This is a genomic window from Jannaschia sp. S6380, assembly GCF_023015695.1.
In the GTDB taxonomy this organism is placed as follows: domain Bacteria; phylum Pseudomonadota; class Alphaproteobacteria; order Rhodobacterales; family Rhodobacteraceae; genus Jannaschia.
The window spans coordinates 1,555,928-1,577,318 of sequence record NZ_JALKAS010000001.1; the positions used below are offsets into that span (position 1 = coordinate 1,555,928).

At 68.6% G+C, this 21,391-nt stretch carries 21 protein-coding genes, 1 tRNA gene and 1 other RNA gene; 14 read left to right on the forward strand and 9 right to left on the reverse strand.

All coding sequences use genetic code 11. From position 1 onward, the window contains the following. The first annotated feature begins 2 nt into the window (after window positions 1-2). Window positions 3-647: a leucyl/phenylalanyl-tRNA--protein transferase gene (aat, locus tag MWU52_RS07985; protein ID WP_246950959.1), complete on the forward strand. Its 645-nt coding sequence runs from the start codon at window positions 3-5 to the stop codon at window positions 645-647. On the opposite strand, the gene MWU52_RS07990 is transcribed toward aat, so the two are convergent. Both MWU52_RS07990 and MWU52_RS07995 read right to left on the reverse strand, forming a co-directional pair. Next, on the reverse strand, window positions 605-976 hold the full coding sequence (locus MWU52_RS07990; protein WP_348645499.1) for a DUF2155 domain-containing protein: 372 nt from the start codon (window positions 974-976) through the stop codon (window positions 605-607). The genes aat and MWU52_RS07990 overlap by 43 nt on opposite strands. Further along, window positions 973-1,350, reverse strand: coding sequence for an NADH:ubiquinone oxidoreductase subunit NDUFA12 (locus tag MWU52_RS07995; RefSeq protein WP_246950960.1), 378 nt, complete (start codon window positions 1,348-1,350; stop codon window positions 973-975). Before MWU52_RS07995 ends, MWU52_RS07990 begins: the two co-directional genes overlap by 4 nt. Before the next feature lie 162 nt (window positions 1,351-1,512). On the opposite strand from MWU52_RS07995, the gene MWU52_RS08000 reads away from it, so the two are divergent. From MWU52_RS08000 to MWU52_RS08010, 3 genes are all read left to right on the forward strand, one after another. After that, a complete protein-coding gene (locus MWU52_RS08000) occupies window positions 1,513-2,013 on the forward strand; it encodes a hypothetical protein (protein ID WP_246950961.1) in 501 nt (166 codons plus the stop codon). 82 nt (window positions 2,014-2,095) lie between these two features. Continuing rightward, the gene (locus tag MWU52_RS08005) at window positions 2,096-3,403 is read left to right on the forward strand and encodes an O-acetylhomoserine aminocarboxypropyltransferase/cysteine synthase family protein (protein ID WP_246950962.1); all 1,308 of its coding nucleotides are present in this window, start codon (window positions 2,096-2,098) and stop codon (window positions 3,401-3,403) included. A 116-nt stretch (window positions 3,404-3,519) separates the two neighbouring features. Continuing rightward, complete coding sequence (locus MWU52_RS08010) at window positions 3,520-6,552, forward strand: hypothetical protein (RefSeq protein WP_246950963.1); 3,033 nt, start codon at window positions 3,520-3,522, stop codon at window positions 6,550-6,552. A gap of 18 nt (window positions 6,553-6,570) precedes the next feature. Here MWU52_RS08010 and MWU52_RS08015 read toward each other — a convergent pair whose 3' ends face one another. Next, window positions 6,571-6,903 (reverse strand): ArsC/Spx/MgsR family protein, encoded by a 333-nt coding sequence (locus MWU52_RS08015; protein WP_246950964.1) that lies wholly within the window; start codon window positions 6,901-6,903, stop codon window positions 6,571-6,573. 158 nt (window positions 6,904-7,061) lie between these two features. Between MWU52_RS08015 and MWU52_RS08020 the strand changes: the two genes are divergently transcribed. Further along, window positions 7,062-7,271 (forward strand): cold-shock protein, encoded by a 210-nt coding sequence (locus MWU52_RS08020; protein ID WP_246950965.1) that lies wholly within the window; start codon window positions 7,062-7,064, stop codon window positions 7,269-7,271. Between the two features lie 107 nt (window positions 7,272-7,378). Here the strand turns inward: MWU52_RS08020 and MWU52_RS08025 are convergent, their stop codons facing one another. Together MWU52_RS08025 and MWU52_RS08030 are read right to left on the reverse strand one after the other, a co-directional pair. After that, entirely contained in the window at window positions 7,379-9,268 is a 1,890-nt protein-coding gene (locus tag MWU52_RS08025) for an acyl-CoA synthetase (RefSeq protein WP_246950967.1), read from the reverse strand. 113 nt (window positions 9,269-9,381) lie between these two features. Further along, the gene (locus tag MWU52_RS08030) at window positions 9,382-11,163 is read right to left on the reverse strand and encodes an ABC transporter transmembrane domain-containing protein (RefSeq protein WP_246950969.1); all 1,782 of its coding nucleotides are present in this window, start codon (window positions 11,161-11,163) and stop codon (window positions 9,382-9,384) included. A gap of 137 nt (window positions 11,164-11,300) precedes the next feature. On the opposite strand from MWU52_RS08030, the gene MWU52_RS08035 reads away from it, so the two are divergent. Beyond that, the gene (locus MWU52_RS08035; protein ID WP_246950971.1) at window positions 11,301-11,474 is read left to right on the forward strand and encodes a hypothetical protein; all 174 of its coding nucleotides are present in this window, start codon (window positions 11,301-11,303) and stop codon (window positions 11,472-11,474) included. 25 nt (window positions 11,475-11,499) lie between these two features. On the opposite strand, the gene MWU52_RS08040 is transcribed toward MWU52_RS08035, so the two are convergent. Continuing rightward, window positions 11,500-11,573: transfer RNA gene (locus tag MWU52_RS08040), tRNA-Gly, on the reverse strand. Between the two features lie 175 nt (window positions 11,574-11,748). Here MWU52_RS08040 and gatC point away from each other — a divergent pair. The 8 genes from gatC (at window position 11,749) to MWU52_RS08080 (ending at window position 16,833) form a co-directional block, all read left to right on the forward strand. Beyond that, a complete protein-coding gene (gene gatC / locus MWU52_RS08045; RefSeq protein WP_246950973.1) occupies window positions 11,749-12,036 on the forward strand; it encodes an Asp-tRNA(Asn)/Glu-tRNA(Gln) amidotransferase subunit GatC in 288 nt (95 codons plus the stop codon). Window positions 12,037-12,046: 10 nt separating this feature from the next. Further along, the gene (gene gatA / locus MWU52_RS08050) at window positions 12,047-13,537 is read left to right on the forward strand and encodes an Asp-tRNA(Asn)/Glu-tRNA(Gln) amidotransferase subunit GatA (RefSeq protein ID WP_246950975.1); all 1,491 of its coding nucleotides are present in this window, start codon (window positions 12,047-12,049) and stop codon (window positions 13,535-13,537) included. 27 nt (window positions 13,538-13,564) lie between these two features. After that, window positions 13,565-14,341, forward strand: coding sequence for a hypothetical protein (locus tag MWU52_RS08055; RefSeq protein WP_246950977.1), 777 nt, complete (start codon window positions 13,565-13,567; stop codon window positions 14,339-14,341). 62 nt (window positions 14,342-14,403) lie between these two features. Continuing rightward, a complete protein-coding gene (locus MWU52_RS08060; protein ID WP_246952813.1) occupies window positions 14,404-15,027 on the forward strand; it encodes an N-acetylmuramoyl-L-alanine amidase in 624 nt (207 codons plus the stop codon). Between the two features lie 11 nt (window positions 15,028-15,038). Next, window positions 15,039-15,444: RNase P RNA component class A (rnpB, locus tag MWU52_RS08065), an RNA gene on the forward strand. A gap of 147 nt (window positions 15,445-15,591) precedes the next feature. Continuing rightward, complete coding sequence (locus MWU52_RS08070) at window positions 15,592-15,990, forward strand: PAS domain-containing protein (RefSeq protein ID WP_246950979.1); 399 nt, start codon at window positions 15,592-15,594, stop codon at window positions 15,988-15,990. Between the two features lie 88 nt (window positions 15,991-16,078). Further along, window positions 16,079-16,246: a 50S ribosomal protein L33 gene (rpmG, locus tag MWU52_RS08075; RefSeq protein WP_055661766.1), complete on the forward strand. Its 168-nt coding sequence runs from the start codon at window positions 16,079-16,081 to the stop codon at window positions 16,244-16,246. Window positions 16,247-16,335: 89 nt separating this feature from the next. Beyond that, window positions 16,336-16,833, forward strand: a complete 498-nt coding sequence (locus tag MWU52_RS08080) for a GNAT family N-acetyltransferase (protein ID WP_246950981.1) — start codon at window positions 16,336-16,338, stop codon at window positions 16,831-16,833. Window positions 16,834-16,854: 21 nt separating this feature from the next. Here the strand turns inward: MWU52_RS08080 and MWU52_RS08085 are convergent, their stop codons facing one another. From MWU52_RS08085 to aspS, 3 genes are all read right to left on the reverse strand, one after another. Continuing rightward, entirely contained in the window at window positions 16,855-18,003 is a 1,149-nt protein-coding gene (locus MWU52_RS08085; protein ID WP_246950983.1) for a DUF1501 domain-containing protein, read from the reverse strand. 2 nt (window positions 18,004-18,005) lie between these two features. Next, window positions 18,006-19,352, reverse strand: a complete 1,347-nt coding sequence (locus MWU52_RS08090) for a DUF1800 domain-containing protein (RefSeq protein WP_246950985.1) — start codon at window positions 19,350-19,352, stop codon at window positions 18,006-18,008. Window positions 19,353-19,538: 186 nt separating this feature from the next. After that, window positions 19,539-21,311: an aspartate--tRNA ligase gene (aspS, locus tag MWU52_RS08095; protein WP_246950987.1), complete on the reverse strand. Its 1,773-nt coding sequence runs from the start codon at window positions 21,309-21,311 to the stop codon at window positions 19,539-19,541. Window positions 21,312-21,391: the final 80 nt, after the last annotated feature.

Sequence of the window (21,391 nt, forward strand, 5' to 3'; positions counted from 1 at the left end):
CCATGCCGCGCGACACGACCGAGATCACGCCCGAAACACTGTTGATGGCCTATGCCGCCGGCGTCTTTCCGATGGCCGAGTCCCGCGACGACCCCGAGATCTACTGGGTCGATCCGAAACGGCGCGGCGTGCTGCCGCTGGATGGGTTCCGCATGTCGCGCAGCCTGGCGCGCCTGATCCGCCGTGGCCGCCTGGAGGTGACGCTGGACACGGCGTTCGGCCGTGTCGTGCGCGCCTGCGCCGCCCGGCCGGAGACCTGGATCAACCGGCCGATCCTCAATCTCTACGAAGCGCTGCACGACGCGGGTCATGCCCATTCGATCGAAGTCCACGAGGACGGCGCCCTCGTCGGGGGCCTATACGGGGTGACGCTGGGCACCGCGTTCTTCGGCGAGTCCATGTTCTCGCTCAGACCGGACGCCTCGAAGGTCGCGCTGGCCTATGTCGTGACCCTCCTGCGGCGCGAGGGGTTCACCCTGTTCGACACGCAGTTCCTGACCGATCACCTCGCCCGCCTCGGCGCGGTCGAGATCGGGCGCGACCATTACCACGCGAGACTGGCATTGGCACTGTCAGAACGCGCGGCATTGTGCAGGCCGGTCCCTCAGCCGTCGGACGTCGTGCATCTAAGGACCCAGACGTCGTAGCGCCGATGCTCCAGCGCGTTGAGCGCGGGTGACGACGCCACCATCCAGCCGGCGAACAACTCCTCGACCGCGCGCGTCTCGACCACCTGGATCAGGCCGAAGGCATCGCCGGCCGGATTTTTCGACGGATAGCGGCATTCATGCAGCGTGATCTGAAGCGCGCCGTAAGCCATGGTCTGGCCTGCGGCCATCTCGACGTCGATCACCTCGCCGCTGGTCTTGTCGAGCGTGCGCAGGACGGCCCCGCTCCCGGTGCCGGTCCGCACGACCTGCGCCCCGGCCGGCATGGCCAGGGTCAGCGCGACAAGCGTGGCGAGCGCGATCCTCACTCGGGTCTCCAGGCCTCGTAGTCGGTCGCGGGCTCGACGTCGGCCCGGCGCAGCGACCCTTTGCGGAAGAACGCGTCTTCCGTCCCGGTCTGGTTGGATTGATGCGGCTTTTCCCATGTCCGATGGATCAGTGGATCCTTCGTGGGGGGTAGATCGAAGGTATGATGCAGCCATCCGTGCCATTCGGGCGGCACGCGGCTAGCGTCGTTGTCGCCGACATAATGCACCCAGCGCCGCGTGCCATCGGCGTTGCGGTAATAGGTGTTGCCTGCCGCGTCCTGTCCGACTTCGGTCCCGAAGCGGCGGGTCCAGAGGGCGGTGCCGAAGCTCTGCCCGTCCCACCATCCGACGAGGCGCTTGAAAAATCCGGCCATGTCGATCCTCCGCACAGGTTCCGCCACCCCTCCTACACCGCAGGTATCGACGGTCAAGACGCGAGGCATCGTGCGGAACCGACGGCGGACCTGTGCGGGATGATTGAATTGAACCGAACGGTTCAGTTTCTATATTGGATACAGTTAGATTGGAGTCCCATCATGATCCGGCGCATTCTTTCCTTCGCAATCCTGGCCGCCCTTCCGATGCAGGCCGCCGCCGCCTCTCCCGGCATCGAGGCCTGGCGCCTGGTCGATGCCAGCCAGGCGATCATCGAGGACATGGGACATCAGATCGACGCCGATCATGACGGCATGATCTCCGCGGACGAAATGGATCGTGCCGCACGAGAGGTCTTCGCTGCGATCGATACGGACCTCGACGGGGTCCTGACCCGCGGCGAACTGTTCGGGTGGAAAGTCGGCATGGCCGAGATTGCTGCGTTCCGCGGACGTGAACAGGCCTATGCGGCCACGATGAACCTGGTGTTCGATCTGCTCGATCGCGACGGGTCGAACGGTCTCGACGCCGAGGAACATGCAGGTGGCCTCGTCGCGGCGCGCGCGATGGCCGATCGCGATGGCGACGGCACCATGTCCCTGGCCGAATTCCGCGACGCTTTCCTGGTATCGACGGCATTCCGGCGCGCGCTGGTCGAGTGACCCTGTTGAGGGGTCGGGCGAACGCCTCTGGCCCCTCCGCGTCCCGGACTGTATCCTGCGCCCCACAGTCAGGGAGAGCGACATGACCGAGACACGCAAGTACGGCTTCGACACCCTTCAGATCCACGCGGGCGCCCGCCCGGATCCGGCGACCGGGGCCCGTCAGACGCCGATCTATCAGACCACCGCCTACGTCTTCCGCGACGCCGATCACGCCGCCGCGCTCTTCAATCTGCAGGAGGTGGGATATATCTACTCCCGCCTGACGAACCCGACCGTCGCCGTCCTGCAGGAACGGATCGCCACGCTGGAAGGCGGGGCCGGTGCCGTCTGCTGCTCCTCGGGTCATGCGGCACAGCTCATGGCGCTGTTCCCGCTGATGCAGCCGGGCTGCAACATCGTCGTGTCGACGCGTCTCTACGGCGGAACGGTCACACAGTTCAGCCAGACCATCAGGCGGTTCGGCTGGTCGGCCAAGTTCGTCGATTTCGACAACCTCGACGCCGTCCGGGATGCCATCGACGATGACACCCGGGCCGTCTTCGGCGAGGCCATCGCCAATCCCGGCGGATGGATCATGGACGTGCGGGCGGTGGCGGACATCGCCGATGCCGCCGGCATTCCGCTGATCATCGACAATACCTCGGCCACGCCCTACCTGCACCGCCCCATCGAACACGGAGCGACCCTGGTGGTTCATTCGACCACCAAGTACCTGACCGGCAACGGGACCGTGACCGGCGGCTGCGTGGTGGATTCGGGGCAGTTCGACTGGTCGGCCTCGGGCAAGTTCCCGTCCCTGTCCGAGCCGGAGCCCGCCTATCACGGCCTGCGCTTCCACGAGACGTTCGGCAACCTGGCCTTCACGTTCCATTCCATCGCCGTTGGGCTGCGCGATCTGGGCATGACGATGAACCCCCAGGCCGCGCATTACACCCTGATGGGGATCGAGACGCTCTCGCTCCGGATGGACAGGCACGTCGCCAATGCCGAGAAGGTCGCCGCCTGGCTCGAAAGGCACCCGGCGGTCGACCGTGTCACCTATGCCGGCCTGCCGTCATCGCCCTATCACGACCGCGCCAAGACCGTCTGCCCCAAGGGTGCGGGCGGGCTGTTCACCTTCGCGCTCAAAGGTGGCTACGACGCCTGCGTGCGGTTCATCGACGCGGTCGAGATCTTCAGCCATGTCGCCAACCTTGGCGACACGCGCAGCCTGGTGATCCACTCCGCCTCGACCACGCATCGGCAACTCTCCCCCGAGCAGCAGGCCGCCGCGGGGGCCGGGCCGGACGTCGTCCGCGTCTCTATCGGGATCGAGGATGCCGACGACCTGATCGCCGATCTCGACCAGGCGCTCTCGACCGCGGCCGGCAAGGTGGCCGCCGAATAGGAACCGGAACAAGTCGCGCGGCCCCTACTTTGCGTTGCGCGATTTCCCGCCCTAGACTGTCGGGCCAGACCGGGCCGCCCTCGCGGCTCTGCGGAAACACATGCTAGGCGGCACGCATGACACCACAAATTGCGCTCGATCTTTCCCTCGAAGGCATTTCGGTCCTGTCGCGTACCGGCACCGGGCAGTGGCAGCGCGAGGGCGTCGTACGGCTCGATTCCGAGGATATGTCCGATGCCCTGTTCCGGCTGCGTGATCGCTGCGCGGAGAAGTTCGGCGAGGATTTCACCTCGATTCTCATCCTGCCTGACAGCCAGATCCTGTTCACCTCGCTCGAACGTGACGACCGCGATCCCAAGACCACGATCCGCGCCCTGCTCAAGGGGCGCACCCCCTACGAGGTCGAGGATCTGGCCTTTGACTACGTGACGCGGGGCGACCGCCTGCAGGTCGCCGTGGTCGCGCTGGATACGCTGCTGGAGGCGGAGACCTTCGCCGCCGATTTCGGGTTCCGCCCCGTTCACGTGATCGCCGATCCCAAGGACGCGACCTATCCCGGCCGGCCCGACTTCGGCCCGACGGGAATGGCCGCCGATCTGTTGGGTGGGGAGCGTGTGTCCCTCGACCTGTCGGACACGATCGAAGTGGTCGCCAGTGCCGTGCCGCTGCAACCCGCGACCGACGCCAAATCCGCCCCCGCACCGGAGCCGGGGGATGTGGACCCGATGTCCGACGAGCCGCCGACCGCGGATGTGCGTCCGGCCAGCTTGGCGCCCGCCGCGCCGATCCCGCAACCGCCGATGCCGACCCTGCCATCTGGCGCGGCGCCGAAGCCCGTTCCCCAGGCGGCGCCGGGCGCTGGACACCCGACGCCCGAACCGCCGACCATTGCCACGGCCGAACCCGTGACATCGGCGCCGCCCGCGAAGAACGATGCGCCCTCCGCACCCGCCGATGCCGCCCGGGACGGGACCGATGAGGCGATGCCGGATCCGGCGCCCGATGACGAGGCCGACGCGGCACCCCCGCCCTGGATGACCCGTGACGACGCCGACGTGGACGACCCTGCGAAGCCGCAGAACGTCGCGCCCCCCGTTCTCGCGCCCGTGGCCCCGACCGAAACGAATCTCTCGGAAAAGGGTTCGGACGACGCGCCCGGGGGGACCGAGCCGGATCGCAAGATGCCGGTCTTCGCGCATGCCGCCAGGTCCGAAACGCCCACCGGGCCGGTCCTGCCGACCTTCAGCAGCCATCGCAAATCGTCCGACCCGGCTCCGGCAGCGGTGCCGCTTTCGGGCGCTGCGCCACGCTTTTCCCGCCCGCCCGCAGTCGTGAAGGGGCCCGCGGATGAGGACGGCACCGATACATCCGCCGCGTCCGATGCGCCGTTGGACCCGGTCGTGCCCCTTGCATCGCACAAGCCACCGGTCCCGCCCGCCAAATTGAAGAAAATGGCCTCCGTCCTGGGCGCGGCGGATCCGACGACGATCGAACCCAGATCGCGAGACCACGCCGGGCAGGCCGACGCGGACGCCGTCGATACGCCGGAAGAGCCGCAGGAATCCGGCAAGGACGTCGCGGCGCGCCGTGGCGGCGCGCGGCTGGGGCTTCTCATGACGTTGGGCCTTCTGGTCCTGCTTGCGCTCGTGGCGGTGTGGTCGGTCGTCTTCACCAGCGAGGAAGCGTCGCTCGACCTGGCGGATGAACGTGCCATTGTGCCGCAGGTCGAAGGGTCGCCCACGCCTCCCGATACGGATCAGACCGATCTCGCGCTGCTCCTTCCCGATAGCCGGGGCGGAACCGGCCTCGCCACGAACTCCGCAGCCCCCTCGGCCGAACCCATCGAGGCAGAGCCTTCGGTTCCCGAGGCACCGATGCCGACCGTGCCCGAAGTGGTCGTAGTGGAAACGGACGAGACACAGGCAGAACCCGCGACGGAAACGCCGGTCGATGTCGTGGCCGCCCCGACCGTCGAGGAGGTCGTGGAAGCAGAGGTCACGGAGAATGTCGCGGATGTCGCGGCCCTCGAGGATGCCGCGACGGATACCGCCGCCGCCAGCACGGAGGATGCGCCCGAGATCGTTCGCTCCGTCGTGCCGATCCTGCCGGTCGAGGAGGCGGGCCCGGGCATAGGCGAGCTGGCCGGTACGGAACGCGTGCTGCCCGAGGCGCCGGAAACCGAGGACGGATCCGATATCTATGTCGCCTCGATCGACCCGGACGTCGCCGAGGGCGACGCCGTGGCGCTGCCGCAGGCCGATCCGCCCAGCGACGGGTTCAGCCCGCAGACATCGCCCGCGCCTGCGGGAACCGAGTTCGAGGTCGACGGCGAAGGACTGGTGGCGCCTTCGGCGGAGGGCACGCTCGCCCCGGGCGGCTATCGCGTCGTGTCCGGGCGGCCGGACGTTCTGCCCGAGCCGAGACCCGCTCCGGAGGGCGAACGCCGGGAGGCGGTGGAGGCCGAGCGCGACGCCGCGCAGCAGGTCCTGGCCCGCCTGCGCCCGACCCCGCGCCCCGGGGATGCGGAGGATCGTGTGGAGCGCGTCCTCTTCGGCGGCCTTTCGCGACAGGAGTTGACCCGCACGCGTCCGACCCCGCGACCGGCGGCACAGCAGACCGCGGCGCAATCGACGCCGGACGGCCCGGCCGATGCCGATCAGAACGCCGCCGTCGCGGCAGCGGCCGCCGCGGCGGCGGCGTCGCTGGCACAGCAGGGCGAAGCGGACGGGACGCCGGCGGCCCAGCCCAGCGGGCCGGTCTCGGACCTGGCGTTGGCGCAATCCGGCCGGCCCAGCGTCCGCCCCCGTGCCGTCGAGCAACAGGCCGCCCGCATCGTCACCGAGCGCCGGGAGGAAGCCGCGGCCACCCCGGCCGCGCCGCAAAGCCAACAAACGGTGCGGTCCGCCGGCGGAAGCGTCGCCCGCGCCGCGACCGAGCCGAATGCAATCCGCCTGCGCCAGATCAACCTGATCGGGGTATACGGTCAGCCCTCGGCCCGTCGGGCCCTGGTCCGTCTTGGGAATGGCCGCTACGTCAAGGTGGAGGTCGGGGACCGGCTGGAGCGCGGACGCGTCACGGCCATCGGCGAGAGCGAGCTGCGCTATCAACGCGGCGGACGCAACATCGTCCTGCGGATGCCCAACGCCTGATGGCCGACCACCTGGGCGCTAGGGCTGCGGCCCCACCCGACCGATGGACGGGCCATCGTCCGTCTGAACCACGGGCCGCTTGATCAATGTCGGATGCCGCACCATCAGGTCGATCGGGTCGGCCGCGCGCTCCGCTTCCGTCAAACCCCGCCATGTCGTCGAACGGCGATTGAGAAGCGCGTCGCCCAGTTCGGCATGCCAACGGCCAACCTCGTCCCGACTGGGTGGCTCGGCGCGAAAGTCCCGCAGGACGGCTGTCCGACCGCTCGCACGGACCTCGCGCAGCGCCTTGCGACAGGTGTCGCACGCCTTCAGCCCATGCAGCGTGACGATCGGCGGATCCTGTTTCAAAGGGCCATGCCCATTCCGGTTCCCCTTGATCTTTTCAGAACAGCGTTTAGCTCGAAACTGTGTACGTCGGTTCGGGACGGTGTTTTGGCATGTCCAATTCCGTCGTGCACCATGCCGCCGCGATGTTGCGGGCGGGACGACACTGAGGAGACACGGGAATGGCCACTGGCACCGTGAAATGGTTCAACACCACCAAAGGTTACGGCTTCATCGCCCCCGATGACGGCGGAAAGGACATCTTCGTCCATATCTCTGCGGTCGAACGGGCCGGTCTGACGGGCCTTCGCGACAACCAGAAAGTCGAGTTCGAGATGCGTGACGGTCGTGACGGCCGCGCGTCGGCATCGGATCTCGTCGCGCTCGACTGAGCGACGCTGGATCGCCGCCCGCATCGCCTGGATGCGCGCGGACCCCTGGACGCCCGTGACAAGCGGGCGTCTTTTGTCTTGGTAGCGATGCGCAAAGGATCGGCCGGTCAATCCGTCCATTCCCAGGGCCGGGTGTAGTTGCCCATGACGGCGACCACGTCCCGATCCTCGACATCGCCGGTCTTTTCCAGCCGCGCGACGAGGCCACGCTTCTTGTCCTCCACCACCTCGGACACGCGCGCGGCAACGCTCGCATCCTTCAGCGCCGCATCATAGACGCGGGTGATCGCGCGTTTGCGCAGGTCCGGCTTGAAGACCTTGCCGACGGCGGTTTTGGGCAACTCGTCCAGGATCTCGATATATTTCGGCTGCGCCGCCCGCTCATGCACGTGCGTCTTGCAATGCGCGACCAGATCCTCGGGCTCGACCGTCTCGCCCGCGACCAGTTCGACATAGGCGCAGGGCAACTCGCCGGCGAAAGCGTCGGGCTGGCCGATGGCGCCGGCCATGGCCACCGCCGGGTGTCCGGCCAATGCCTCCTCGATCTCGGCGGGGTCGATATTGTGGCCGCCACGGATAATCAGGTCCTTCGCGCGCCCGGTGATCCAGAGGTAGCCATCCTCGTCCATGCGCCCCAGATCGCCGGTACGGAGATACCGTTCGCGGTGGAACAGGTCGCGGTTCTTGTCGACCTCGGTATAGGTCGATCCCTCGAACACGCCGGGGTTCGACACGCAGATCTCGCCCACCTCGTCGGTCGCGCATTCGACGGGGCCGTCACCCTTGTCCATCAGGATCTTGACGTCGGTATGCATGAACGGGATGCCGACCGATCCGATCTTCTTGACGCCGTCGATCGGGTTGCAAGACACGAGACAGGTGCATTCCGTGAGGCCGTAGCCCTCGACCACGGTGACGCCGGTCGTGGCCTCGAACCGCTTGAACAGCTCCACCGGCAGGGGCGAGGAGCCGCAGAACGCCGTCTTGATGGACGAGATGTCGGCATCGACCGGACGTTGCATCATCGCGGACATCGCCGTGGGCACGGTGATCAGGAACGTGACCTTCCAACGCTCGATCAGCTTCCACATGTTGTCGAACACGCCTTCGCCGCGATACCCCTGCGGCGTCGGGAACACGACATGCGCGCCGGATGCGACCATCGCCATCAGGATCACATGACAGGCGAAGACGTGGAACAACGGCAGCGGACACATCACCACGTCCTGTTCCGAGAACAGCAGGCGATGCCCGATCCAGCCATTGTAGATCATGCCCGAATACTTGTGCTGCGCGACCTTGGGCATGCCGGTCGTGCCGCCGGTGTGAAAGTAGGCGGCGACCCGGTCGCCCGCCGCATCCGCGAAGGTCAGCTTGTCGGCCGGCTGACGGGCCATTGCGTCCGCCCAGTTCAGAACCTTCGCCTTATGCGAAACGGCGACCTTGGGCCGGATCAGCGGCACCACGTATTTCTTAAGCCCGGTGAGGTAGCGGTGCAGGTCCACCTCCAGCACGGTTTCGACACGGGGCGCCAGGCGCACTGCGTCGGCCACCTTCTGCGCCACATCCGTCTTGGGGAAGGCGCGCAGCGTGACGACCACCTTGGCGTTGGTTTCACGCAGGATGGCGCCGATCTGCTCCGACTCCAGCAGGGGATTGATGGGGTTCGCGATGCCCGCCACGCACCCCCCCATGAGGACGGTCGCCGTCTCCATGCAGTTCGGCAGGACATAGGCAATGGTGTCGCCTTCGCCGATGCCGAGGCTTCGGAACAGGTTCGCCGCCTGCGTGACCTGCCCGTGAAGTTCGCGCCAGTTCAGCGTCTCGGCCGGATCGTTCGCGCCAGAGAAGAGCTGATAGGTGATCGCGGGGCGATCGCCATGCGCGTCCTTCGTCTTGGAGAGCAACTCGTAGAGCGTGGTGGCCGGCTGCGCCTGTTCCCACGGCTCGGCCGTCTCGATGTCCAGAATGTCCTGCTTGGTGGCGAAAGATGCCATGCGTCCCCTCCCTTCGGGTGCCGCGGCTCCCTCCGCGGTTCATTGTCGTGCACGATGCGTGACGCGGGCGACGGTGGCAACCCGGACGCTACGGCGCCGGGTCCGGGCCATGGCTACTCGGCCGCCAGCCCGTCGGTGAACTGAAGCCGCGCCAGCCGCGCGTAGAGCCCACCTTCGGCGACCAATTCGTCATGCGTGCCCTGCGCCGCGATCCGGCCATCCTGCATCACCACGATCCGGTCGGCCTGCTTTACCGTGGCCAGCCGGTGCGCGACGATGATCGTGGTGCGCCCCTCGGCCAGGCGGCCGACGGCATCCTGCACCGCGCGCTCCGACTCGGCGTCGAGGGCCGAGGTCGCCTCGTCCAGCAACAAGACCGGCGCATCCCGCAGGATCGCGCGGGCGATGGCGATGCGCTGTTTCTGCCCGCCCGACAGCATCACGCCCCGCTCGCCGACATAGGTGTCGTACCCGTCGGGCAGCGCGGTCAGGAAATCATGGGCCGCGGCGGCGCGGGCGGCGGCCTCGACCTGGGCATCGTCGGCCTCGGGGTTGCCGAAGCGGATGTTGTCGCGCGCCGAGGCGGCGAAGATCACCGGATCCTGCGGCACCAGCGCCATCCGCCTGCGGAAATCGTGCCGGGACAGCCCGCGCAGGTCGACCCCGCCCAGCGTCACGCGGCCCGCATCCGGATCGTAGAAACGTTGCAGAAGCTGGATCACGGTGGATTTGCCCGCGCCGGACGGGCCGACGAGCGCGACCGTCTCGCCCGGCCGGACATGCAACGTGACACCGTCCAGCGCGGCGACGCCGGGCCGCGTGGGATAGCGGAACGTGACGTCCTCCAGCGCGATCGCGTCGCCTTCGGGCAGACGGGCGGGGCGGGCGGGATCGCGGACCTCGTCCTCGACCTCCAGCAGTTCGACCAGACGTTCGGTCGCACCGGCGGCCCGCTGCAGCTCGCCCCAGATCTCGGACAGGGCGGCAACGGAGCCGGCCACCATGATCGCGTAGATCAGGAACTGGATCAGCTCGCCGATCGTCATGACGTCCGCCCGCACGTCGCGCGCCCCGATCCACAGGACGCCCACGATCCCCGTGAAGGTCAGCAGGATGACGATAACAGTCATGATGGCGCGGACGCGAATGCGGGTGCGCGCGGACCGGAAGCTCTGCTCGGTCACGTCGTCGAAGCGGCGCCCGGCCTCGCCCTCGAACGTATAGGCTTGCACCGTCTGCGCGCTCAGCAGCCATTCCGACGCCCGGCCCGACGATTCCGCGATCCAGTCCTGGTTTTCGCGGCTGAGCTTGCGCAGGCGCCGCCCCAGCACGAGGATCGGGACGATCACCGCCGGCACCATCAGGAGCACCAGCCCCGACAGCTTGGGCGCCGTCCACAGCATCAGGGCCAGCCCGCCCGCGAAGATCAGGACGTTGCGCAGCGCCACGCTGACCGAGGAGCCGATGACCGACAGCAGCAACGTCGTGTCGGTCGTGATGCGCGACAGCACCTCCCCCGTCAGGATACCGTCGAAGAAATCCGGCGACATCGCGATCATGCGCCCGAACACGGCCTTGCGAATGTCGGCCACGACCCGCTCGCCCAGCCGCGTGACGAGGTAGTAGCGCAGCCCCGTCCCCACCGCGAGCAGGCCCGCGATCACCAGCGCGGCCGCGAAATACTGATCGAGAAGCTCCGTCTCGCCGGTCTGAAAGCCGTCGACGACGCGTCGCACGGCCAGGGGCAGCATCAGCGAAACGCACGCAGTCAGCACCAACGCGGCGACCGCCGCCACGACCATGGCCACGTGCGGCCGGAAGAACGGCGCGAGCGCGCGCAGGCTGCCGATGCGCTTCGACCCCTGGCGGTCGGCTTCGCGGGCGATGTCGGCCATGCAGAATCTCCTGTCCGCCGGTCAGGTAACGACGCCGGCCAAGCGAGGCAAGGCACCGGGATTGACCGGATCGTCGCGGCAGGCAAGGCTGACCCAGGTGGCGGACCGGCATCGCGGCGCCATTCGGGGGGGCAGACATGTATACCGTAGTCGATCCGGTCGCAATGGCGTTCTACGCGGCGATCTGTGCGGGGCTGGCGGCCTATGCGCCATCCACGACGGGGCGCGGCACGCGCCTGGCCATCGGCGCGGCGGTCGGGCTGGTGGCCGCCTTCGCGCTGCCGAATCTGCGATTGATGACCGGGATCTGATCACCGGCCGAGCCGGAACCGGCGGTGGAGCGGGCGACGGGAATCGAACCCGTATCATCAGCTTGGAAGGCTGAGGTCTTACCATTACACAACGCCCGCGCGCCGCGTTCCGTCCGACTACCCGTTTGCGGCCGGGGCGCGCAAGGGGTCGCCGCCGCCCCCCCGCCGATTTTGCGTCGATGGCCGGATGTCCGGTCCGGCTGCCCCACCGGCGTCGTATTGAACCTGCCCCGCCCTGGCGCTAGACCCCGCGCAACCGTTTTCCGGAGGCCAGATGTCCATCGACAAGGAAACCGCCCGCAAGGTCGCGAAACTCGCCCGGATCGCCGTGCCGGAGGACCGGCTGGAGCCGCTGGCCGGGGAGTTCAATGCAATCCTAGGCTTCATCGAGCAGCTGCAGGAGGTCGATGTCGAAGGGGTGGACCCGATGGTCTCGGTCACGCCGATGCGCCTGAAGCGCCGCGACGACGTCGTCACCGATGGCAGCAAGCAGGACGCGATCCTGGCCAACGCGCCCGACGCACGCGAGGGATTCTTCGCCGTGCCCAAGGTCGTCGAGTGAGGGATCCGGCATGACGAACGAACTGACCGACCTGACCCTGGCCCGCGCCCGCGACATGCTGCGCGACGGCGAGACGACCGCTGTGGCCCTGACCGAAGCGCATCTGGAGGCGGCGCAAGCCGCGGGCGGGCTCAATGCCTTCGTCCACCACACGCCCGAGATCGCCCGCGCCCAGGCCGCCAAGGCCGACGAGCGGATCGCGCGTGGCGATGCGCCCGACATGTGCGGCATCCCCATCGGCGTGAAGGACCTGTTCTGCACCAAGGGCGTCCCCAGTCAGGCGGGATCGCGCATCCTCGAAGGGTTCCGGCCGGAATACGAGTCGACCATCACCGACAAGCTGTTTACTTCGGGCGCGGTGATGCTGGGCAAGCTGAACATGGACGAGTTCGCCATGGGCTCCTCCAACGAGACGTCGGTCTATGGCGATGCGGTCAACCCGTGGCGCGCCGGAAATTCCGACGCGAAGCTGACGCCCGGCGGCTCCTCGGGCGGCTCGGCGGCGGCGGTCGCGGCGCGGCTGTGCCTCGCGGCGCTGGGCACCGACACCGGCGGGTCGATCCGCCAGCCCGCGGCGTTCACCGGCACCGTCGGCATCAAGCCCACCTACGGCCGCTGCTCCCGCTGGGGGGTCGTCGCCTTCGCCAGCAGCCTCGACCAGGCCGGCCCGATGACGCGCAGCGTGCGCGATGCGGCGATCATGCTGCGCGCGATGGCGGGGCACGACCCCAAGGACAGCACGTCCGCCGATCTGGCCGTGCCGGATTTCGAGTCGATGCTGACCGGCGACGTGGCCGGGCAGACGATCGGCATCCCGCACGAATACAGGATGGACGGCATGCCCGAGGAGGTCGAGAGCCTTTGGCAGGAGGGCATCGCGATGCTCCGCGACGCGGGCGCCGAGATCCGCGACATCAGCCTGCCGCACACGAAATACGCCCTGCCCGCCTACTACGTGATCGCGCCGGCCGAGGCATCGTCGAACCTCGCCCGCTACGACGGCGTCCGTTTCGGTCACCGCGCCGAGGTCGGACCGGGCGAAGGCATCACCGAAATGTACGAGCGTACCCGCGCCGAAGGGTTCGGCCCCGAGGTGCAGCGCCGCGTCATGGTCGGCACCTACGTTCTGTCGGCGGGTTTCTACGACGCCTATTACAATCGCGCGCGCAAGATCCGCGCCCTCATCAAGCGGGATTTCGAGATCGCGTTCGACGAAGGCGTCGATGCCATCCTGACGCCTGCCACGCCTTCGCCCGCCTTCGAACTGGGCGCGCTGAAGGATGCCGATCCGATCCAGATGTACCTCAACGACGTCTTCACCGTCACCGTGAACCTGGCGGGCCTGCCCGGCGTTGCCGTGCCGACGGGGCTGGACCGCGCCGGGCTGCCGATGGGCCTGCAGTTGATCGGGCGTCCCTGGCAGGAAGGGCCCTTGCTGAACGCCGCACAATGCCTTGAGGACCGGGCCGGCTTCGTGGCGCGGCCCGACAAATGGTGGTAGAACGCGCGGAAACGAGCAGAGGCTGACATGCACGTGACCAAGACGATGACCGCAGTGGTGGCCGCGATGACGCTGGCGGCCTGCAATCCGCCGGTGCCCGACAGCACCGTGCGCGGCGCCGGGTTCGACTCCCCCGAGGAGGTGGCCGAGCGCCGTGAGGCGCAGCTTCGCGGGCAGGAGCCGCTGGCCCCGCCGGCGTCGATCCGCCCGCCCGAGACGCCGCCGGGCGGCGCATCCGGAACCCAGACCGAGGCGGAGCGACTGGCCGCCGAGACACGCGCCGTCCTGGGTCGCCCCGAAACGCCCGAGGGCTTCGTGAACCCGGTCGAGGCGCCGGCCCCCCTTCCGACGGCGGCGGACCCGCCGGCCGCAGCCCCGGTCGACGGCGCGGCGCTCGACCTCGACCGCGACAATCCGACCATCAGCCGCGAGCAGGACTTCCAGGCTGTCTCGGCCGCACGCGACATCGAGGCGGACGCCGAACGTCTTCGCGCGGCGCGTGCGCAGTATCAGGTCGTCCAGCCGACCGAGCTGGCGCGCCCCGAGAGCACCGGCCCCAATATCTTCGCCTACGCGCTCGGCCCGGCGAAACCGGTCGGGACCAAGGCCTTCCGGCGCGGCATCGGCGCCTCGGCCAACCGGGCCGAACGGCAATGCCAGCGGTACCGCAGCGCCGATGTCGCGCAGGAAGAGTTCCTTGCCGCCGGCGGGCCCGAGCGCGACAGGCTGGGCGTCGATCCGGATGGCGACGGCAATGCCTGCGGCTGGAATCCGGCGATCGTGCGCAACGCCGTCCGGAATTGAAGATCGAGGAACGCCCAAGTCCGAACCACGGCCCGCGCCGCGGCGGCGTCCTGCGTCCGGACCTGATCGTGCTGCACTACACCGCCATGACCGGCGGGCCCGGACCGGCCATCAAGCGCCTCTGCGACCCCAAGACCGAAGTGTCGTGCCACTACGTCATCGGCGAGCATGGCGAGATCGCGCGGCTCGTTCCCGACGACCGGCGCGCATGGCATGCGGGGGCCGGACACTGGGGCATGTCGGACGACATCAATTCCCGCTCCCTCGGCATCGAGCTGTCGAACGACGCGCTCTCGCCCTTCCCGGCCGCGCAGATGGCGGCGTTGGAGGAATTGCTGTCGCACCTCATGAAGGTTCATAAAATTCCGGCCGAGGGGATCATCGGCCATTCCGACTGCGCGCCCGGCCGCAAGATCGACCCGGGCGGGCGTTTCGACTGGCGCCGTCTTGCCCTCTGCGGCTTGGCCGTCTGGCCCGATCCCGGCGGAGTTGCCGCACCCGACACGTTCGCCGACCAGGCCCGTGCCTTCGGCTATACCGCTCCGGTGGACGCGGCGACGCTGCTCGCCGCGTTTCGCCTGCGCTTCCGTCCGGGTGCCAGGGGCCCGCTGGACGAGGTCGATGCGGGCCTGGCCACCGACCTCGCTCGGCGCTTCCCCGTTGACCTGCGCGTGGGGGCGGCCTAACCCGCCGGCGTGCGGGGGGCCGGACGGCCGCGGGGGCAACCCCGAGGAAAGTCCGGACTCCACGAAGCGACGGTGCCGGGTAACGCCCGGGCGGCGACCGGATGGGGAAACCCGCAGGGAAGCCGACGGAAAGCGCCACAGAAAACAGACCGCCCCACGTGTCCGTCCGCGGATGCCGGGGCAAGGGTGAAACGGTGGGGTAAGAGCCCACCGGGGGGGCGGCAACGTCCTCCGCATGGCAAGCCCCACCGGGAGCAATGCCGAATAGGGATCTCAGGCCGCTTGCGGCACGGGTGCTTTGCCCGCGAGGTCCGGGTTGGCAGCGCGAGGCCGCGAAGCGATTCGCGGCCCAGATGAATGGCCGTCGAACCGGAGCGATCCGGGGAACAGAATCCGGCTTACAGGCCCCCCGCACACCGCTATGCCGGCCGGATCGGCGGAAAACGACCGATATGGCGCGATTTTCGATGTCCTGTGACATAGCGCTTGCGACATGGTTCCGCCTGCCCCCCTTATCGACGCGAGGCAGGCAGGAATTCGAACCCATGAACGGAGGTTGCATCGGTGCAATCGTCCCCTGCCCCGTCCCTTGTCGACGCCCGCGCGCCGGATCTGCCGAGCGAGGCCCTGTCGCTCCTGCACCAGGGCGAGGCCCGGGTGGGGCTGCTCTATGGCGACGGGCGGATCGCGGCGCTCGGGTCGACGCTGCTGGACGATCTGGGCTTTCATCCCGGCGACGATCTGCGCGGCCTGTCCTTCGCCAGCTTCTGGCACCACTCGGACCGGCCGATGGTGAACGCCGCGCTCGACACCGCGCAACGGGATGGGAACGCGTCGATGACGCTGGGCCTGGGATACATCAAAGGGCGCGAGGGCACCTGCACCGTGAGCCTGAGCCGCGCGCCCCTGCCCGACCTGATGATCCTGCGGCTGGTCTGCAACCCTGCGCCCGCCGCCGCTTGACACCCGATGCCGACCGGCTAGAAGGCAGCTTCCCGGATTTCGCGGGTGGCGCCCCGTCGTGCCCCCGACCGCTGACAGGAGACACCAGATGGCGAAGCCCACCACGATCAAGATCCGGCTGAATTCCTCGGCCGGGACCGGCCATTTCTACGTGACCAAGAAGAACGCGCGCACGATGACCGAAAAGATGGTCGTCCGTAAGTTCGACCCGGTTGCGCGGAAACACGTCGAATACAAGGAAGGCAAGATCAAGTAAGGTCAGCGTCGCCTTCTTGACCCAAAGTTGGGGGGTCGCACGGTTTCAGTCCGTGCGGCCCCTTTGTCTTTGGTTCAGGAGGTACGACCATGACCATCACCATACGGCCCGCCATCCCGGCGGATCGACCACGGATCGACGCCCTGCTGTCGGCCGTCTATCCCCGGCTACTGGCCGGCGACTATCCGGCCGAAACCCTGCGCGCGGCCCATCCGCTGATCGCGAGCGCCAATCCCGACCTGCTGGCCAGCGGCACCTATCACGTGGTGGAGGATGATGACGTGATCGTCGCCGTCGGCGGCTGGACGCGGGGGGCGCCGACGCCCGACGGCATCGCCGACGACACCGGCCATGTCCGCCACGTCGCCACCCATCCAGATCACCTGCATCGCGGACATGCCGCGCGGCTGATGGCCCGGATCCGGGAAGAGGCGCGGGCGGCGCGCGTCGACCGGTTGAACTGCATGTCGACGGTGACGGCGTTGCCGTTCTATGCCCGCCAGGGGTTCCAGACGCTGGGACCTGTCGAGGCGCAGATCGGCCCCGGCATCACTTTCCCACTGGTGCAGATGGAACTGCGGCCCTGACCGCCTGACTGGGCGGCGGCCTCAGGCCAGGAGGCCGGGGTCGCCGTCCATGTCGAGGCCGGGGAACACGGTTGTGGTCAGTGCGGCGCGGTCGACGCCGAACATCCCGCGCAGGGCCCAGGCGGCGTAGGCGCGGACGTCGCGGGTCGGCATGACGTCGCGACGATCCAGAAGCCGCGCCTCGTCCAGCCCCGGCCAGTCGCCCCAGACCCGCCCCCCGCGCAGCGCGCCGCCGGCCAGCAGCATCGTACCGCCCGTCCCGTGATCGGTGCCCAGCGTTCCGTTCTGGAACGCTGTGCGCCCGAACTCCGTCATAGCCAGCACGACGGTCCGGTCCCAGATCGGACCCAGATCGGCCTGCAAGCGCAGCAGCCCGTCCGACAGCGCCTCCAGCCGGCGCACGATCTGGCGTGGCTGGTTGCGATGCGTGTCCCAGCCGCCGACCGACATGGTGGCGATCCGGGCGTCCTGTCGCAGCTGCGCCGCCGCGAACGAGAACAGCGCCGTCGCCTGGCGCGCGCCGTCCACCCCGCCCGCCGCGGAAAGGCCCAATGCCTCGCGCGCGGTCTCGCGAAACAGCGGATCGTCATGATAGGCGTGCAGCAAAAGATCCGCCGTGGCGGGTGCCAGGTCCAGCCGCGCATCGGGCGCCCAGCTGGAGTGGTCGGCCGCCCCCCGCAGGATCAACATCTCGTCCCGGCCGACGGCAAATGCGGTGCGACCATGAGCCCCCGGCATGAGCGTCAGCAGCCGATTGAGCCAGCCGTCGCGGTCACGCATCGGTGGCACGTCGCCTGCGGTCCCGGCCTCCAGAATGTCCTGGCCATCGAAATGGCTGCGCTTGCCACGATAGGGCGTGCTGACGGCCTGCGCGAACCCCAGGTCGCCAGCCTGCCACAACGGCATCAAGGGGCCGAGGGCCGGATGCATCGCGTGAAACCCCGTCAGGTCCAGCGCGCCCTGCGACGGTCCGATGGCGAAACCGGGCCGCAGCCTCGCCAGATCCGGGTCGCCATAGGGTTGCAGCGCGTCCATCCCGTCCATCGCGCCGCGCAGGATGACGACGACCAGCCGGTGATCGCCCGGCACGGACGCGAAGGCCATCGGCGTGGCCAGCGGATAGGCCGCGACTGAGCAGCCCAGAAGGCCCAGGAAACGACGTCGATCCATGCTCATCTCCGTTGGAACTCCGGCGCGGCGAGGACCAGTCCGACCCCCGCCGCCCGATCCTCGGCCGCCTGCGCGGCAAAGCGCGTGCGTGACCCCGCAAGCGGCCCGAGCGCGGTATCGACGAATGCCCTCGGGTCGGGGATCGGGTCGGGCAGCCGCGCCGCGTCCATCGCCCAGTCCAACCGCGAGGCGAGCCCCTGCGGCGTCACCCAGGCCCGCGCATCCTCGCGCCAGCCGTCTGGGCTGGGCGGACGCAGGAAGGGCTGCCCCATCCGGGCCATCGGGTCGGCCACCCGGCGCCGGATGTCGGCAGGCGCGGCCGCCCCCAACAGCGTCGCGGTCCCGGTCGCGCGAATGGCCGCGGCGACGAAATCGAGGGGCTGGCGAACCTTGGACAGATCCGCGGCCCAGGCGGCGGGATGATCCAGCATGGCGGCATAGACGGCGATCAGGTCGCCATCGCTGCGCGCCCAGACCTCGGTCATGGCCCTGACCATCTCGGGCGGCGGCGCATCGGAGACGAAGTGCCGCGCCAGCTTCCGCGAGACGTGACGGGCGGTGGCGGGATGCGCGGCGAGGTCGTCCAGAACGGCGTCGACGTCGCGTGGGCTGGGATCGTCGCCGCCATAGCTGCGCCCCAGGACGGTCTCGGCCCCCGGTTCGGCCATGTTGGGCTGGAACTTGAAGGCCCCGACGCGATCCTGCGTCAAGCCGGTCATCAACTCGGCCAACTGTCGGACGTCGGTCTGCGTGTATTTCGCGCCGGCACCGAGTGTGTGGAGCTCCAGAACCTCGCGGGCCAGGTTCTCGTTCATGCCACCGCCGCGACGCCCACGGGGCGACCCCGGCCCGGCCGAGCGGACCTGATCGAGGAAGTTCAGCATCGCCGGATGCTTGACGGCCGACCGCAGCATGGATGCAAAGGTGCCGCCGACATGCGGGCGTATCGCCTCCTCGACATAGCCGCCCACCGTGCGCCGCAGAAAGCCGGCCCCTTCGGTGATCGCGAAGTGGCCGGTCCAGAACCAGACCAGGCGTTCCCGGAACCCGTCGCGCGTGATCGCGGCGCGCTGCAGGGTCGCGGCGAGGTCGCGGTAGTAGGCCCGGTTCATGCCCTGACGCGCCGTATCGAATTCGTCCATCAGGGAGCGGTCGTCGCGCAGGGCGCGCCGCAGGCGGGCGATCTCCTGCAGATCGGCCATGCGCGGGGCCCAGCCGGGCAGCGGCACGATCAGCGCCATCTGGTCCGGGCCGGACAGGGCCTGCAAAAGATCGTCCGCCCCGGCCGGGGGCGCGATATCGGGGGCAAGACCGGTGCCGAAGCGGATGGCGGCGAGCGTCGGGATCATCGCCGCTAGATATGACGCCATCGCCGCCGTTCCCAGAGGTGTCGTGACAACGCGGCGGCGGTTCGCCCGCCCTAGCGACGCATCAGGCGCCGGATCAGCTTGAACACGGCAAGGTACTTGAGGAAACGGAACATCGGCACTCTCCGGGCAGGTTGGAATGGTCCAACGTGCCCGAAGCCCGCCGGTTCAATCCTTCGGCAGACGCCGCAACCCCAGTTCCGCCAGCTGGCCCGACAAAGGCTCGGACGGCGCGCCCATCATCAGGTCTTCGGCGCGCTGGTTCATCGGGAACAGGATGACCTCGCGGATATTCGCCTCGTCGGCCAGCAGCATCACGATCCGGTCGATCCCGGCCGCGCAACCGCCATGCGGGGGGGCGCCGTACCGGAACGCCTTGACCATGCCGCCGAAGCGTTTCTCGACCTCGTCGCGGCCATAGCCCGCGATCTCGAACGCCTTGAACATGATCTCGGGCCGGTGGTTCCGGATCGCGCCCGAGATCAGCTCGTAGCCGTTGCAGGCGAGGTCGTATTGATAGCCCAGCACCTCCAGCGGATCGCCGTCCAGCGCGTCCATCCCGCCCTGCGGCATGGAGAACGGGTTGTGGCTGAAGTCGATCTTGCCCTCGTCGTCGCGCTCGTACATCGGGAAGTCGACGATCCAGGCGAAGGCGAAGCGGTTCTTGTCGGTCAGTCCCAGCTCCTCGCCGATGACGGTGCGCGCGCGGCCCGCGACGGCCTCGAATTCCGAGGACCGCCCGCCGAGGAAAAAGGCCGCGTCGCCGACACCGAGGCCCAGTTGCTGGCGGATCGCCTCGGTGCGCTCGGGTCCGATGTTCTTGGCAAGGGGGCCGGCGGCTTCAATGCCCTCGCCCTGATCCCTCCAGAAGATATACCCCATCCCCGGCAGCCCTTGCTCCTGCGCGAACTTGTTCATCCGGTCGCAGAACTTGCGCGACCCGCCCGTGGGCGCGGGAATGGCGCGAATCTCGGTGCCGTCCTTCTCCAGCAGCGAGGCGAAGATGGCGAAGCCCGAGCCGCGGAAATGCTCGGACACGTCCTGCATCTCGATCGGGTTGCGCAGGTCGGGCTTGTCGGTCCCGTATTTCAGCGCGGCCTCCGCATAGGAAAGGAGCGGCCATTCGGCATCGACGCGACGCCCCCCGCCGAACTCCTCGAAGACGCCCGCGATGACCGGCTGGATCGTGTCGAACACGTCCTGCTGCTCCACGAAGGACATCTCCATGTCGAGCTGATAGAAATCGGTGGGCGACCGGTCGGCGCGCGGATCCTCGTCACGGAAACAGGGCGCGATCTGGAAATACTTGTCGAAACCCGACACCATCAGGAGTTGCTTGAACTGCTGTGGCGCCTGCGGCAGCGCGTAGACCTTTCCGGGGTGCAGGCGCGAGGGCACGACGAAATCCCGCGCACCCTCGGGCGAGGAGGCGGTGATGATCGGTGTCTGGAACTCGTTGAAGCCTTTGTCCCACATCCGCTGCCGGATCGACTTCACCACATTCGAGCGCAGGACCATATTCCGCTGCATCGCCTCGCGCCGCAGGTCGAGAAAGCGATAGCGCAGCCGCGTCTCCTCGGGATATTCCTGATCGCCGAACACCATCAGGGGCAATTCGTCGGCTGCACCCAGAACCGCAAGGTCGCGCACGAAGACCTCGATCTCGCCCGTGGGGATTTTCGGGTTCACCAGGCTTGCGTCGCGTGCCTTGACCGTCCCGTCGATCCGGATGCACCATTCGGAGCGAACCTTCTCCATCTCGGCGAAGACGGGGCTGTCGGGGTCGCACAGAAGCTGCGTCATGCCGAAATGGTCGCGCAGGTCGACGAACAGCACGCCGCCATGGTCCCGGATGCGGTGGACCCACCCGGCGAGACGGACGGTCTCGCCCACATCGTCGCGGGTCAGACCGGCGCAGGTATGGGTGCGATAGGCGTGCATGTCGGCTCTCCGAAGGCGGGATCTGTGGCGTCGGCCCGATCAACACGCCCGCCCGCGGGGTGTCAACCGGCAGGAGGCGG

Excerpts from the sequence above, each read along its gene's own strand:
- aat (WP_246950959.1), top strand. The coding sequence starts at position 3 with ATGCCGCGCGACACGACCGAGATCACGCCCGAAACACTGTTGATGGCC.
- MWU52_RS07995 (WP_246950960.1), bottom strand. The coding sequence starts at position 1,350 with ATGGCCGGATTTTTCAAGCGCCTCGTCGGATGGTGGGACGGGCAGAGC.
- MWU52_RS08000 (WP_246950961.1), top strand. The coding sequence starts at position 1,513 with ATGATCCGGCGCATTCTTTCCTTCGCAATCCTGGCCGCCCTTCCGATG.
- MWU52_RS08005 (WP_246950962.1), top strand. The coding sequence starts at position 2,096 with ATGACCGAGACACGCAAGTACGGCTTCGACACCCTTCAGATCCACGCG.
- MWU52_RS08010 (WP_246950963.1), top strand. The coding sequence starts at position 3,520 with ATGACACCACAAATTGCGCTCGATCTTTCCCTCGAAGGCATTTCGGTC.
- MWU52_RS08020 (WP_246950965.1), top strand. The coding sequence starts at position 7,062 with ATGGCCACTGGCACCGTGAAATGGTTCAACACCACCAAAGGTTACGGC.
- MWU52_RS08025 (WP_246950967.1), bottom strand. The coding sequence starts at position 9,268 with ATGGCATCTTTCGCCACCAAGCAGGACATTCTGGACATCGAGACGGCC.
- MWU52_RS08030 (WP_246950969.1), bottom strand. The coding sequence starts at position 11,163 with ATGGCCGACATCGCCCGCGAAGCCGACCGCCAGGGGTCGAAGCGCATC.
- MWU52_RS08035 (WP_246950971.1), top strand. The coding sequence starts at position 11,301 with ATGTATACCGTAGTCGATCCGGTCGCAATGGCGTTCTACGCGGCGATC.
- gatC (WP_246950973.1), top strand. The coding sequence starts at position 11,749 with ATGTCCATCGACAAGGAAACCGCCCGCAAGGTCGCGAAACTCGCCCGG.
- gatA (WP_246950975.1), top strand. The coding sequence starts at position 12,047 with ATGACGAACGAACTGACCGACCTGACCCTGGCCCGCGCCCGCGACATG.
- MWU52_RS08055 (WP_246950977.1), top strand. The coding sequence starts at position 13,565 with ATGCACGTGACCAAGACGATGACCGCAGTGGTGGCCGCGATGACGCTG.
- rpmG (WP_055661766.1), top strand. The coding sequence starts at position 16,079 with ATGGCGAAGCCCACCACGATCAAGATCCGGCTGAATTCCTCGGCCGGG.
- MWU52_RS08080 (WP_246950981.1), top strand. The coding sequence starts at position 16,336 with ATGACCATCACCATACGGCCCGCCATCCCGGCGGATCGACCACGGATC.
- MWU52_RS08085 (WP_246950983.1), bottom strand. The coding sequence starts at position 18,003 with ATGGATCGACGTCGTTTCCTGGGCCTTCTGGGCTGCTCAGTCGCGGCC.
- MWU52_RS08090 (WP_246950985.1), bottom strand. The coding sequence starts at position 19,352 with ATGATCCCGACGCTCGCCGCCATCCGCTTCGGCACCGGTCTTGCCCCC.
- aspS (WP_246950987.1), bottom strand. The coding sequence starts at position 21,311 with ATGCACGCCTATCGCACCCATACCTGCGCCGGTCTGACCCGCGACGAT.